The sequence below is a fragment of the Yersinia antarctica genome, from assembly GCF_056636475.1.
Window position 1 is genome coordinate 1517083 of the sequence record NZ_JBSJQF010000001.1, and the last position, 13318, is coordinate 1530400.

The following is a 13318-nucleotide window of genomic DNA, read 5'->3' on the forward strand; positions in this document are numbered from 1 at the left end:
ATAGCTAAATACCTTTTAAATTCAAATAGTTATGCAAATTACTGAGCGTTCTGCCCAATATTATAACACATGTATAGGGCGACATAATGCCAGAGAACCCCATCAGGCTTTTATCAAGTTTATGCGATATTAAATTTTTGTGAGTCGCTCAACCTTATAACACCATTGCCGATAACCGTTGTGTAACTGAATAGTTGCAATTTGCGGTGCCAGGGGGAAACCCGTCAGATGAAGGTCTGCCGGCAAAGGAGTTGTCGTTAGCTGTATGAACGTCCTTTATTGCTTTTCGGTCATCAAATAACACCAGAGTCTCTAACGATAACTATCCGATATATAAGGGGAACGAACATGCAGTTTTTAAAAAATATTACTATCAGGGCGGCATTGCTTTGGGTACTTGGCGCATTTTGTCTGCTCTGGGGCGGTGTATCGGCCTATACCTTGTTATCACTCAACCAACTGACACAATCCTCCAACGCGAATACTGTGTTGGTTGAAAATATGAATTTGGTTAATCAGGGGACGGATCAATATTTCCGTATGGTGACACGTCTGTCTCGTTCAGTAGATTACCGCCAGAGCGGTAATATCGTGGATGCTGACAAAGAATTGAAATCATCCCATGTTGCATTGGAAAACCTGAAACAAAAGTTGGCAGAATTTAAAACTATTGACCATGCACAGTTAGACTCCGCTTTGGTTAGCGGCGTGATTGATGGATGGAGTGGGTTAATTGAACAAGGGGTTACGCCGCTGTATCAAGCTGCAATGGACAATAACAGCGCCGCTTATCAGGATTTAGCGAAAAAAACGGTACCTGCATTGAGTCGCCAGTATGGTTCAGTGGCTGAAAAGTTTAATCAGGCGGCATCAAAAGCTATCGGGGTGGCTAAAGATCAATTCTCTCATTTGACCAAAGTGAGCAGCATTACCCTTATCTCAGCGCTGATCGCCGGTCTGGTGATTTTACTGGCAACAGATCGCTATCTGGTTGCCAACCTGGTGCGCCCACTGGACGATATTCGCGAGCATTTTCGCGTGATTGCTTCTGGTCAGCTTGGTCTGCCTATTGCTGATTTTGGTCGCAACTGTGTTGGGCGGTTATTCCCGCTGCTGCGTGATGTACAAACCAGTTTGGTGAATACTGTTCAGGCAATTCGTAGTAACACCGATGGGATCTATCATGGTGCAGCCGAGATTTCAGCCGGTAACACCGATTTGTCATCCCGCACTGAGCAGCAAGCTGCGGCGCTTGAAGAAACAGCGGCTAGCATGGAGCAGTTAACCGCAACCGTAAAACACAATGCTGATAATGCACACCATGCCAGTCAACTGGCGGCGAATGCCTCCGCCACCGCGAAAAAGGGCGGAATATTGGTAGCAGATGTGGTTAACACCATGAATGAGATTTCAGCCAGTTCGCGGAAAATAGCCGATATCACGACGGTAATTAACAGCATTGCTTTTCAGACTAACATTTTGGCACTGAATGCAGCCGTTGAAGCCGCCCGTGCCGGTGAACAAGGTCGTGGCTTTGCTGTGGTTGCCAGCGAGGTGCGTAATCTTGCACAACGCAGTGCACAGGCCGCGAAGGAGATTGATGGCTTGATTAATGAGTCGGTTAGCCGTGTCAGTAGTGGTTCGGCCTTGGTGGAAAGTGCTGGTATTACTATGGATGAAATTGTTCGTTCCATCACCAATGTGACCGATTTAATGGGTGAGATAGCTTCTGCATCTGATGAACAGAGCAAAGGTATTAGCCAGGTCGGACAAGCGGTGGCAGAAATGGACAGTGTGACACAGCAAAATGCCGCGTTAGTACAGCAAGCTTCCCGTGCTGCGGCCTCGCTAGAAGAGCAGGCCACTCAGTTAAACCGGGCGGTGGCCGTGTTTAAACTAAAGGCAGATGACGAACGAGTAAAACCGGCAGTGAAAACACGGGCAAATCCGTTAACCGCAGCACCTGCCAGCGCGAGAGTGGATAACAACGCAAACTGGGAAACATTCTAAAAACCGCTAACAGCCCGGTGACTTCAGTATGAGCGGGGTAAAGTAAAAACGGCGTAGCGTAAGTGATTACGCCACGCCGTCGTGGTAACCGATAGGGTTAAAACCCTTCTTGTGAATGGGCTAATTGAGCCAGCAACATTTGTTCAATCAGCTCACTACGGCTGATGTTACGCTGCTCTGCAAGGCTGTTGAGAGCATCGACGGCATCGGCATTAATCTTCAGTTCCACGCGTCGTAAGCCACGCACTTTATCGCGCCGTAGTTGATTTCGCTTATTAATTCTAAGCTGCTCATCACGGGATAATGGATTTGTTTTCGGACGCCCCGGACGGCGTTCATCTGCGAACAGATCCAGCGTCGTGCGATCCGTTTGTTCTTTTGCCATAGGTAGCAGTACTACAAGGGATTTACATCAGAAAGCGTAACGAAGCCTTGTCTGACGATTCGGTTTACATGTTTCAGGTTGAGAACATAGCTTGAGCGCATTGAATAACCTATATACCAGCAGCCTGAATTTGCATTTGCACCGGTTACGATCTGTGAACAGCGACCGAAGTCCGCAGCAAAATTAGAGCGCGCCATAATACCCCAGCCAACTGAGCAACGACAATGCTTTACTGTGATTAGATTGTGCTAATTCGTTCTTTTTTGCACAATTTTTCCACAGGAAATACATTTTTTTTCCCCAGGGGATGATTTTTAATCAATCCCCATCGTGCGCTGTACTTTTTTTATTCAGCCTCTTTTTCATCGATGCTGTTTTCATCAATAAAGCGGTGGATAGCCCGCAAGACAGAATCCGGCTTTTCCGCATGTACCCAGTGGCCAGTCCCTGCGACCACATAGGCTCGGGCTTGCGGGAATTGGCGGGCAATATCATCACGATGGCTATCTTGAATATATGGCGACAGCTCACCGCGAATAAAGAGGATTGGGTGCGGCCACGGTGGAATAGGCTGCCAGCCGACAATATTTTCGTATTGATCCCAGAGTGTGGGCACATTAAACCGCCATTCGCCGTTGTGGAATGATTTCAATAAGAACTGAATGACCCCTTCTTCTTTTATCGACTCACGCATCAATTGAGCGGCTTCTTGTCGCTGGGTTATACCCGCAGTACTCACAGCATTGAGGGCAGTAAAGATAGTGTCGTGGCGGCGTACTTGATAGTTAACCGGGGCGACATCAATCGCGACCAGCTTTGCAATACGATGAGGAGCAATTGCTGTCAGTGCCATTGCCACTTTACCTCCCATCGAATGGCCGATGATAATGGCTTTCTCTATTGCGAGGTGGTCGAGCAGCTCCAGCACATCCTGCGCCATTGCAGGGTAATCCACTTGCGGTGAGCGGGGTGATAAACCATGGTCACGCATATCAACCTGAACCACGGTATGATCTCTTTGCAAGTCACGGGCCAAAACACCCAGGTTATCCAGATTACCAAATAGCCCATGAATCAGCATGATTGGCAGGGAAGGTGTGGCAGAAAGCGCGTTTTGTAAGCGGAAGTTTAATTTCATAGCGACGTTCATACTGAGAGATAATGTGGTTAGGATATCATGGCTGAACAAAGGTGTGCTGTTACACAATTATTTGCCTTATCATCAGTCATATGTAGATTATTGAGTTGCTGTGGGTGGGGTGGGCCATTTATCCCGATAAAGCCATTATAAAGGTACTCGTCAGCGCACTTTGACTTTATAATCCTAAGATATGTATAAGAAAGTAGAAACCCGTACTGGATAAAGATGAAAACTATTGAACTCGACGAAGAACTTTATCGCTATATTGCCAGCCATACGCAGCACATTGGCGAGAGCGCGTCTGATATTTTACGACGTATGCTGAAGTTTACGGCCGGTCAGCCGGTACCCAGTATCCCTGCCAGCACTGATGCGGTGAAAGCGGCTACAGCTCCAGCACCACGAGATCGGGTTCGTGCAGTGCGTGAATTGCTGTTGTCCGATGAGTATGCAGAGCAAAATAGGGCGGTTAACCGCTTTATGTTGGTGTTATCCACACTTTACACGCTGGATGCACAGGCGTTTACCGAGGCGACTGAATCATTACATGGTCGCACCCGGGTTTATTTTGCCGGTGACCAACAGACATTGTTGCAAAACGGGACGCACACCAAACCCAAACATGTCCCAGGTACGCCATACTGGGTTATTACCAATACCAATACCGAGCGTAAACGCAGTATGGTGCAACATCTCATGCTGGCAATGCAGTTCCCGCCGGATTTGACCGAAAAAGTGTGCGGGACTATTTAATTTCGTTGAACCGATACCCAAAGAAATTGGAGTTGCAGGTAGGCAGCAAGCGAACGACAAATGGGTTGTAAACCATGTTGAACAGCACTTGCACTGGCCCGCAGGGTGAGCCTCATCAGAGGCTCATAATCCCGATGAACTTACGCAAATATGCGATTCGGGTGAGTGAACGCAGCTTGCGGCTCCAAGTGCGAAGGGGATATATAGGGAGTAGTGACTGTGGCCAATCACCCTCGTGCCGGGCAACCCGCTCAGCAAAGCGATTTGATAAATGTTGCGCAGTTAACGTCGCAATATTATGTATTGCAGCCAGATGCTGAAAATCCGGCCCATGCGGTCAAATTTGGCACCTCCGGCCATCGTGGCAGTTCATTACGCCACAGTTTTAATGAAGCACACATCTTAGCAATCGCTCAGGCGATCGCCGAAGTTCGTCATCAACATGGCATTAGTGGCCCGTGTTATGTGGGTAAAGATACCCATGCACTCTCTGAACCGGCATTTATCTCGGTATTAGAAGTGCTGACGGCGAATGGTGTGGATGTCGTGGTACAGCAAGATAATGGTTTTACACCAACCCCGGCGATTTCACATGCTATTCTCTGCCATAATGTGCAGGGGAAAGCCTTGGCTGACGGCATTGTTATCACACCGTCACACAATCCGCCTGAAGATGGTGGCATCAAGTACAACCCACCGAATGGCGGCCCGGCCGATACCAATCTGACCTCGGTAATTGAAAAAAGAGCTAATCAGTTACTCAGCCTGAAATTAGAGGGCATCAAACGCCAAACGCTGGATAAAGCCTGGCGTGGTAATCATCTGCGTGAGCAAGATTTGATTCAGCCGTATGTTGCAGGCTTGGTGGATGTGGTCGATATTCCGGCTATTCAACGTGCTGGTTTGAAATTAGGTGTTGATCCTCTCGGTGGCTCCGGTATTGCTTATTGGCAACGTATTGGTGAGCACTATAAGCTGGATCTAACACTGGTTAATGATTCTATCGATCAGACCTTCCGCTTTATGCATCTGGACCATGATGGCGTGATCCGGATGGATTGCTCGTCAGAGTCCGCCATGGCTGGCTTATTGGCGTTACGCGATAAATTTGATTTAGCTTTTGCTAACGATCCCGATTATGACCGCCATGGTATTGTGACTCCGGCAGGGTTGATGAATCCGAATCATTATCTTGCAGTATCGATCAATTACCTGTTCCAGCACCGTCCACAATGGGGAGCTGAGGTGGCCGTGGGTAAAACCCTGGTCTCCAGTGCGATGATTGATCGCGTGGTGGCTGATTTAGGCCGTAAGTTGGTAGAAGTTCCGGTCGGCTTTAAATGGTTTGTTGACGGTTTGCACGACGGTAGCTTTGGTTTTGGCGGTGAAGAGAGTGCTGGGGCTTCCTTCCTGCGCTTCGATGGCACGCCGTGGTCTACTGATAAAGACGGTATTATCATGTGTTTGCTGGCAGCAGAAATCACAGCAGTTACCGGTAAAAATCCACAGCATCACTATGATGATTTAGCTAAACGCTTTGGCGCACCGAGCTATAACCGTATTCAGGCTCCGGCGACTCAGGCGCAGAAAAACGCGTTGTCTAAACTGTCACCTGAGATGGTGACAGCCAACATGTTGGCGGGTGATCCTATTACTGCTCGTTTAACCACAGCACCTGGCAATGGTGCATCCATTGGCGGCCTGAAAGTGATGACGGATAACGGCTGGTTTGCGGCCCGTCCATCCGGTACTGAAGACGCTTACAAAATTTACTGTGAAAGTTTTATCAGCCCAGAGCATCGTGAAAAGATAGAGCAGGAAGCCGTAGATATTGTCAGTGAAGTGCTAGCGGGTAAATAGTCATAACCGGTAAGAAATAGCGCCTATTGGTGCTATTTCTTCGCCAGAAGTTACATCAGCCGATAAGCTGACACCTAATATTATATTTCTTCTTTTAGCCCTGTTTTCCATTGCCAGGAGCCGATTACCCCAATGCTACTAGCAATGCTCCGGCGGTAATCAGTGCGACGCCCAAACTCGCCACCAGCGAGATTTTTTCACCAAACAGGATAACCGCCAGGATCACCGCAAAAACTACACTGAGTTTATCAATCGGGGCCACTTGAGAGACATTGCCATGCTTGATAGCCATAAAGTAAAACAGCCAGGATAACGCACCCGCAACGCCACTGAGAATAATGAATAACAGGGCTTTTTTATCGGCCAATACACCACTGATCAGATTGAATTTCCCTTGAGCTAACACCACACCGACCAGGAACAGCGCCATCACGACAGCACGAACGGCAGTCGCAGTATTGGCATCCAACTGCTGCAAGCCGATTTTACCGAAGATAGCGACCAGAGAGGCGGTGAAGGCAGATAGCAGGGCGTAAATCAACCATGTACTCATGAATAATAAGACCTATTAGCATTTAAAAGTTTGATGCTACGCCGCTGACAGCTATTTTCCTAGTATCAATGTAAATTTTTATATCACACAAGGTGTTACGGGATAAAGCGATAGCCGACGCCGGTTTCAGTTAGCAGATGCTTAGGGCGGGTCGGGTCTGTTTCTAATTTCTGCCGTAAATGGCCCATATAAATACGCAGATAGTGGCTGTGTTCGACATAATTTGGCCCCCAGACTTGGCTTAATAACTGGCGCTGGGTAATGACTTTACCGGCATTCGCCAATAATGCAGAGAGCAGGCGAAACTCAATCGGTGTCAGGTGCAGATTTTCGCCGGCACGGGTAACCTGACGATTAATCAGATCAACGCTGATATCCGCAAAGCCCACCAGCGGGCTTTCCTGACTACCACCGCTATGGCGGCGCAAAGCAACCCGCACTCTAGCTAATAACTCACTGATTCCAAATGGTTTGCTTAGGTAGTCATCGGCTCCGGCATCCAACGCGGCCACTTTATCTTCTTCATTGTTACGAGCCGATAAGACGATAATAGGAATGGCACTCCACTGGCGCAGGTCTTGAATATAAGTCAGTCCATCGCCGTCTGGTAACCCCAAATCCAAAATAATCAGGTCTGGTTTGCGGGTACCGGCTTCAATTAGCCCCCGTTGCAAGGTATCACTCTCGAATACTCGCCAGCCCTCACTCTCCAGCGCAATACGAACAAAGCGCCGGATCTCTTTTTCATCTTCTACGATTAGAATGTTAGTCGGGGATATAGTCACTTCTCCTTCATTAGGCTATTTTATTTGCCATTTTGAACCTGGGCAGTGCTCAGAATCCTCACGTACTCGGTGTACACTCCGGTTCTTCCGCTCTGTCCGTGTTCAAACTGCCTGCAACAATGACGCCTACTGAGATAGGTTCTATACCCGTCATACTTCAAGCTGCTTGTGTGTTGGCTGCTTTCGTTACTCGGCCCGTCCATGGGCCTCGCCTCTGTGAGGCCGCTGCAAGCAGCGTTCAAATCTGCTCCTGGCAGGTTTGTCACCCCGGTCACTTACTTAAGTAAGTGACCGGGGACTTACTCAGTTGCCGCCTTCCTGCAACTCGAATTATTTAGGGTATATCATTTTTCAGCATCAAGGTGTTCACTATCAATGTTTTCACCATCAATATCTGGCGCTCTCTCGAGTGGTAGCGTGAAGCGGAAGCTAGCACCGCCATCTTTATTGTTCTCAACCCAGATACGCCCGCCGTGTACATCAATAATGGCACGACAAATGGCTAAACCCAAGCCGACACCGGGAATGGCTGACTCTTTGTTACCTCGGGAGAATTTATCAAAGATTAGCTGTTCTTGCCCAAGGGTCACTCCTGGGCCATTATCCCATACTTCTACATTTAGCCACTCACCTTGTACCGCGGCCCGAATCCCCAGCAATGCCCCCTGACCGGCATATTTATGTGCATTTTCCAACAAATTGATAAACACCCGTTCCAGTAAGCTGCCGTCACAGTTGATCAACACCATTTCATCCGGTAACTCGACGTTGATGTGATGATGATTGAGGGCGGTTTCTAGCATATGCAGGGCGCTACCCACGATCTCTTCCAGTGATTGCCACTCTTTACGTAGATTAAACCCACCCGATTGAATACGCGCCATATCCAATAAGTTATTCACCAGTCGGGTGGTACTCAGCACTTGTTGGCGGATTTGATTGGCTTGCGGCGCATGGCGTGAACCTTCCGCTGCCAGATCCAGCGTCAAAATTTCGGCCTGACCGAATAGCACCGTCAATGGGGTACGTAAATCATGAGATAGTGCCGCCAGCAGTGAGTTACGCAGTTGCTCGCGTTCGGCATCCAGTTTTGCCAATTCGGCACTGCGTGCCAGATGTAGCCTTTCCAGAGCATTGGCGATCAGACTGGTAAAGGTTTGCAGCAAGCGCTGCTGCTCCGGCACCATTAATTGGCGCAGGTTGGCAGGTTCGATTGCCAGCACGCCAAAAGTTTGCTTGGAGGCGGTCAACGGTAATAACTGATAGGGGACACCGGGCAGGGTGTCGGTACCGGCACCTGCCGGTGCGCCTTTGTCAAAACTCCAGCGGGCAATAGCCACATCAACAGAAAGTGCGCCGCCTTCGTCAGTGGCGACTTGCTGCAAGCGTCCATCTTCCTGTGGCAGTAACAGGTCAGTTTTCGCTTGAAAACTGCTGGAGAGAAAATGACGACTGGTTTTGACAATATCCGCAGGCGTTAGGGCACGGCTTAATCCGCGCGACATCTCATACAAATGCCTGGCGCGTTGCTCGCGATAACGGGCAATTCTGGCTTGATAGCGCACCCCAGCGGTAAGATTACCCACCACGATACCGACAATCAGCATCACGCCAAACGTCACCAGATACTGCACATCAGTGACCGCCAGTGACCCATGCGGTTGAACAAAAAACAGATCGAAACTGGCGACATTAATCACTGCCGCCAAGACTGACGGCCAGCGGCCATAGAACAGTGCAATAATCACCACACCCAGTAAGTAGACCATCACCAGGTTGGCTTGATCGAAACCGGGGATGAGCCACTGCGATAACACCGTAATCAGGGCACACAAGCCGATGGCTGCCGCACAGCCACGCAGTTGCATCCGCCACTTTTCAGTAAAGGTACGAGAATCACTCTCTTTCACCACATTGGGGGGGGTATCGCCCTCCAGTGCAATAATCACCAAATCCAGATCTGGCCCCAGCTTGCCCAGGCGATCTGCAAAGCTACCACGCAGTTTCCACTGTTTTTCCGTGCGGCGACCAATGATGATTTTCCCCAGATTATGTTCTCGGGCGTAACGCAGGATGGCCTGTTCTTCACGGGGTTCTGACAGCGTAGCGGTTTCTGCTCCTAACTCTTGCGCCAATTTTAGTGTGCGTAAAATGGCCCGGCGCTTCGCTTCCGGCAGGCCATGCAGACGGGGTGTTTCCACATAGACTGCATGCCAGATACACCCCAGTCGGGCTGCCAGCCGGGCAGCAGTTCGGACCAGTTTTTCGTTACCGCTGTTATGGCCAATACACAATAAAATGGCATCACGGGTATGCCAGACACGTTCGCGCCCCTGAGTGTCACGGAAAGCACGCATCTGATCATCAACCCGATCCGCGGTACGGCGCAGTGCCAGTTCGCGCAGGGCGATTAAATTGCCCTTACGGAAGAAGTGCTCAATGGCTCGCTCCGCCTGACCCGAAATATAGACCTTGCCTTCATTCAGCCGCTGGCGCAGGTCATCGGGGGGGAGGTCGACCAAAACCACTTCAGTGGCTTCATCAAACATATGGTCGGGCACGGTTTCCCGCACCCGGATACCGGTCACGCCGCCGACCACATCATTCAGGCTTTCTAGATGCTGTACATTGACGGTGGTCAGCACATCAATGCCAGCATCCAGCAGTTCTTCAACATCCTGCCAGCGTTTCGGATGGCGCGAGCCATAGGCATTACTGTGCGCCAGCTCATCCATCAGGATCAGTGCCGGGTGGCGTGCCAGGGCCGCATCCAAATCAAATTCACGTACCTGACGATTGCGGTGATGAATTCGCTTTTGCGGTAGGATGGTCAGCCCTTCGAGCAGCGCTGCGGTTTCGCTACGCCCGTGTGTTTCCACCACACCAACCAATACATCCAGCCCTTGAGTCCGCAGGCGCTGAGCCTCTTGCAGCATGGCGTAAGTTTTGCCTACCCCCGCACAGGCCCCGAAAAACACTTTTAGCCGGCCACGGGTTTTCTCATTGGCTGCTGCGAGCAGGCTGTCGGGGTCGGGGCGGGTTGGTTCTGCATCCACCATGTTATGTCCTTAAGATTTTGCCGGGTTGATCGGTACTTTTACCGGGCTTTGGGCATCCAACGCCATATTCAGATTCAGCACATTCACCACAGATTCACCGAAGAAGTTCGGTGTCGCTTTTTGCACACTACTATCAATCAACTGCTTCACTTCAGACAATGGCATCTGGCGCACGCTGGCGATGCGGGGAGCCTGATAATAGGCCGCTTCCAGTGAAATACTGGGATCCAGACCACTGCCTGATGCTGTCACCAAATCAACCGGGACTGGGCCAGTTTGTGTCGGGTTAGCCTGACGCAGTAATGTTACTCGCTCACTGATAACCTGATCCAGTGCGGGATTGCTGATGGACAGATTACTCCCACCAGAGGCCATTGGATTATAAGGCATATCTGCTGTTACCGATGGGCGGCCAGCAAAATAGCCTGGCTGAGTAAAGTTTTGGCCTAGCAAGGTAGAGCCGACAACTTCATCACCCAGCATCGCCAGTGAACCACGCGCTTGCTCGGCAAACATCAATTTTGCCAATCCGGTAGTCAGCAGAGGATAAGCTATCCCGGTGATAAGTGTCAGTAATATCAGTAGAACCAATGAAGGTCGCAGGTATGACATGGATATTGCCTCTCTATTCGGTCTTAATAGCGGCCACGAGCAAAACACGCCGTGGCCATTGCAAACATTAATTACTGAGTTTTCAGCTCATCATTAGGGCGGTCAGTACCAGATCGATCAGCTTGATACCGACAAACGGCACCAATAGGCCACCCAGCCCATAAATCCACAAGTTACGGCGCAGCAGCGCCGCTGCACTCATCGCCTTGTAACTCACCCCTTTCAGTGCCAGCGGGATCAGGAACATAATCACCAGTGCGTTAAAAATAACCGCCGACAGTATGGCCGACGCCGGGGAGTGCAACTGCATGACGTTCAGGGCATTAAGCTGCGGATAGGTAGCTGCAAATGCAGCCGGGATAATGGCGAAATATTTAGCAACGTCGTTGGCGATACTGAAGGTGGTCAGCGAGCCACGGGTCATCAGCATCTGTTTACCGATATGCACCACTTCAATCAACTTGGTCGGGTTAGAATCCAAATCCACCATGTTGCCAGCTTCTTTCGCCGCTTGTGTCCCCGAGTTCATCGCCACGGCGACGTCAGCCTGCGCCAGTGCCGGGGCGTCGTTGGTACCGTCACCGGTCATTGCCACCAATCGACCTTCGGCCTGATACTGGCGAATCAATGCCAGTTTGGCCTCTGGCGTGGCTTCCGCCAGAAAATCATCCACACCCGCTTCGGCGGCAATGGCGGCTGCTGTCAGGCGGTTATCACCGGTGATCATCACTGTTTTGATGCCCATTTTGCGCAACTCGGCAAAACGTTCTTTGATGCCACCTTTGACGATATCTTTCAGCGCCACTACACCCAGCACCCGTGGCCCATCGGCCACCACCAGTGGCGTACCACCGGTGCGGGCGACGCTTTCCACCGCGTCTTCCACTGCCCGCGGGAAATGGCCCTGATTGGACTCGACATGGCGGCGAATAGCATCCACAGCACCTTTACGGATCATTCTGTCCTGCACGTTCACACCACTCATCCGTGTTTGTGCCGAGAAAGGCACAAAGGTGGCATTTAGACTGTGCAAGTCACGTTCGCGCAGGTTAAAGCGCTGTTTCGCTAACACCACGATACTGCGGCCTTCTGGCGTTTCATCCGCCAAAGAAGAGAGTTGCGCGGCATCGGCCAGTTGTTGCTCGGTGACACCCGGTGCAGGTAAAAACTCAGACGCCTGGCGGTTACCCAGTGTGATAGTGCCGGTTTTATCCAACAACAGCACATCAACGTCACCGGCCGCTTCCACCGCGCGCCCGCTGGTGGCAATCACGTTAGCGCCCAGCATCCGGCTCATCCCGGCAACCCCGATGGCTGATAGCAGGCCACCGATAGTGGTTGGGATCAGACAAACCAGCAGCGCCACCAGTACCGTAATTGTCACCGGTGAACCGGCATGGTTGGCCTCAACACTGAACACCGAGAACGGATAGAGTGTCGCCGTCGCCAGTAAGAAGACAATAGTCAGAGCCACCAGCAAAATGGTCAACGCCACTTCGTTAGGGGTTTTACGCCGTTTCGCGCCTTCAACCATGGCGATCATCCGGTCGAGGAAGGTTTCGCCGGGGTTAACGCTGCACTCAACTACCAACCAGTCGGACAGCACGCGGGTACCGCCGGTCACGGAAGAGAAGTCACCACCGGATTCACGGATAACCGGAGCAGATTCGCCGGTAATGGCGCTTTCATCAACGGATGCACCACCTTCCAGCACTTCGCCGTCACAGGGCACGGTATCGCCAGCTTCAATCAACACCACATCGCCTTTGCGCAAGCTATCGGCGGAGACTTTCTCCTGTGGCGCATCAAAGCGGGCTTCTGACAATTTTTTGGCCCAACTGGTTTTTTTCACCCCACGCAGACTTTCTGCTTGCGCTTTACTGCGCCCCTCGGCCAAAGCTTCGGCGAAGTTGGCAAACAGCACGGTAAACCACAGCCACAGAGCCACATTGCCGGTAAACATGGCACTACCGGTGGTTTGGCCGCTTAATATCGCCAGCCAAATCAGAGTGGTCAGCCAACTCCCCAGATAGACCACGAACATCACTGGGTTACGCCATTGGACGCGTGGGTCCAGTTTCTTCACGGCATCAATAAGCGCAGTACGAACCAGTGCTGGCTCAAAAATCGCGCGTTGTTTGCGTGTCATAGTAGTTCTCT

Annotated in this window: 10 protein-coding genes; 3 read left to right on the forward strand and 7 right to left on the reverse strand. The window is 50.7% G+C overall.

Annotation, left to right across the window (positions count from 1 at the left end):
• Window positions 1-348 precede the first annotated feature (348 nt).
• Window positions 349-2010: a methyl-accepting chemotaxis protein gene (locus ACWJJO_RS07005; RefSeq protein WP_481090856.1), complete on the forward strand. Its 1662-nt coding sequence runs from the start codon at window positions 349-351 to the stop codon at window positions 2008-2010.
• 97 nt (window positions 2011-2107) lie between these two features.
• Here ACWJJO_RS07005 and ybfE read toward each other — a convergent pair whose 3' ends face one another.
• Together ybfE and ybfF are read right to left on the reverse strand one after the other, a co-directional pair.
• A complete protein-coding gene (gene ybfE, locus ACWJJO_RS07010) occupies window positions 2108-2395 on the reverse strand; it encodes a LexA regulated protein (protein ID WP_005163374.1) in 288 nt (95 codons plus the stop codon).
• A gap of 346 nt (window positions 2396-2741) precedes the next feature.
• A complete protein-coding gene (gene ybfF / locus ACWJJO_RS07015; protein ID WP_083159630.1) occupies window positions 2742-3533 on the reverse strand; it encodes an esterase in 792 nt (263 codons plus the stop codon).
• A 228-nt stretch (window positions 3534-3761) separates the two neighbouring features.
• On the opposite strand from ybfF, the gene seqA reads away from it, so the two are divergent.
• The gene (gene seqA / locus ACWJJO_RS07020; protein ID WP_083159628.1) at window positions 3762-4289 is read left to right on the forward strand and encodes a replication initiation negative regulator SeqA; all 528 of its coding nucleotides are present in this window, start codon (window positions 3762-3764) and stop codon (window positions 4287-4289) included.
• A gap of 219 nt (window positions 4290-4508) precedes the next feature.
• Window positions 4509-6149 carry a phosphoglucomutase (alpha-D-glucose-1,6-bisphosphate-dependent) gene (gene pgm / locus ACWJJO_RS07025; RefSeq protein WP_442821115.1) on the forward strand — a complete coding sequence of 547 codons (1641 nt, stop codon included), beginning with the start codon at window positions 4509-4511 and terminating at the stop codon, window positions 6147-6149.
• A gap of 124 nt (window positions 6150-6273) precedes the next feature.
• Here pgm and ACWJJO_RS07030 read toward each other — a convergent pair whose 3' ends face one another.
• The 5 genes from ACWJJO_RS07030 to kdpB all read right to left on the reverse strand — a co-directional run bounded on the left by ACWJJO_RS07030 (window position 6274) and on the right by kdpB (window position 13307).
• Complete coding sequence (locus tag ACWJJO_RS07030) at window positions 6274-6702, reverse strand: EamA family transporter (protein ID WP_442821114.1); 429 nt, start codon at window positions 6700-6702, stop codon at window positions 6274-6276.
• Between the two features lie 95 nt (window positions 6703-6797).
• Entirely contained in the window at window positions 6798-7487 is a 690-nt protein-coding gene (gene kdpE, locus ACWJJO_RS07035) for a two-component system response regulator KdpE (RefSeq protein WP_083159624.1), read from the reverse strand.
• Window positions 7488-7831: 344 nt separating this feature from the next.
• Entirely contained in the window at window positions 7832-10546 is a 2715-nt protein-coding gene (gene kdpD / locus ACWJJO_RS07040) for a two-component system sensor histidine kinase KdpD (RefSeq protein ID WP_102970448.1), read from the reverse strand.
• A 9-nt stretch (window positions 10547-10555) separates the two neighbouring features.
• Entirely contained in the window at window positions 10556-11158 is a 603-nt protein-coding gene (kdpC, locus tag ACWJJO_RS07045) for a potassium-transporting ATPase subunit KdpC (RefSeq protein WP_083159620.1), read from the reverse strand.
• A gap of 82 nt (window positions 11159-11240) precedes the next feature.
• Window positions 11241-13307 (reverse strand): potassium-transporting ATPase subunit KdpB, encoded by a 2067-nt coding sequence (gene kdpB, locus ACWJJO_RS07050; protein ID WP_083159618.1) that lies wholly within the window; start codon window positions 13305-13307, stop codon window positions 11241-11243.
• Window positions 13308-13318 lie beyond the last annotated feature (11 nt).

Coding starts and splice junctions, on each gene's coding strand:
- ACWJJO_RS07005 (WP_481090856.1), top strand. CDS start 349: ATGCAGTTTTTAAAAAATATTACTATCAGGGCGGCATTGCTTTGGGTA.
- ybfE (WP_005163374.1), bottom strand. CDS start 2,395: ATGGCAAAAGAACAAACGGATCGCACGACGCTGGATCTGTTCGCAGAT.
- ybfF (WP_083159630.1), bottom strand. CDS start 3,533: ATGAAATTAAACTTCCGCTTACAAAACGCGCTTTCTGCCACACCTTCC.
- seqA (WP_083159628.1), top strand. CDS start 3,762: ATGAAAACTATTGAACTCGACGAAGAACTTTATCGCTATATTGCCAGC.
- ACWJJO_RS07030 (WP_442821114.1), bottom strand. CDS start 6,702: ATGAGTACATGGTTGATTTACGCCCTGCTATCTGCCTTCACCGCCTCT.
- kdpD (WP_102970448.1), bottom strand. CDS start 10,546: ATGGTGGATGCAGAACCAACCCGCCCCGACCCCGACAGCCTGCTCGCA.
- kdpC (WP_083159620.1), bottom strand. CDS start 11,158: ATGTCATACCTGCGACCTTCATTGGTTCTACTGATATTACTGACACTT.
- kdpB (WP_083159618.1), bottom strand. CDS start 13,307: ATGACACGCAAACAACGCGCGATTTTTGAGCCAGCACTGGTTCGTACT.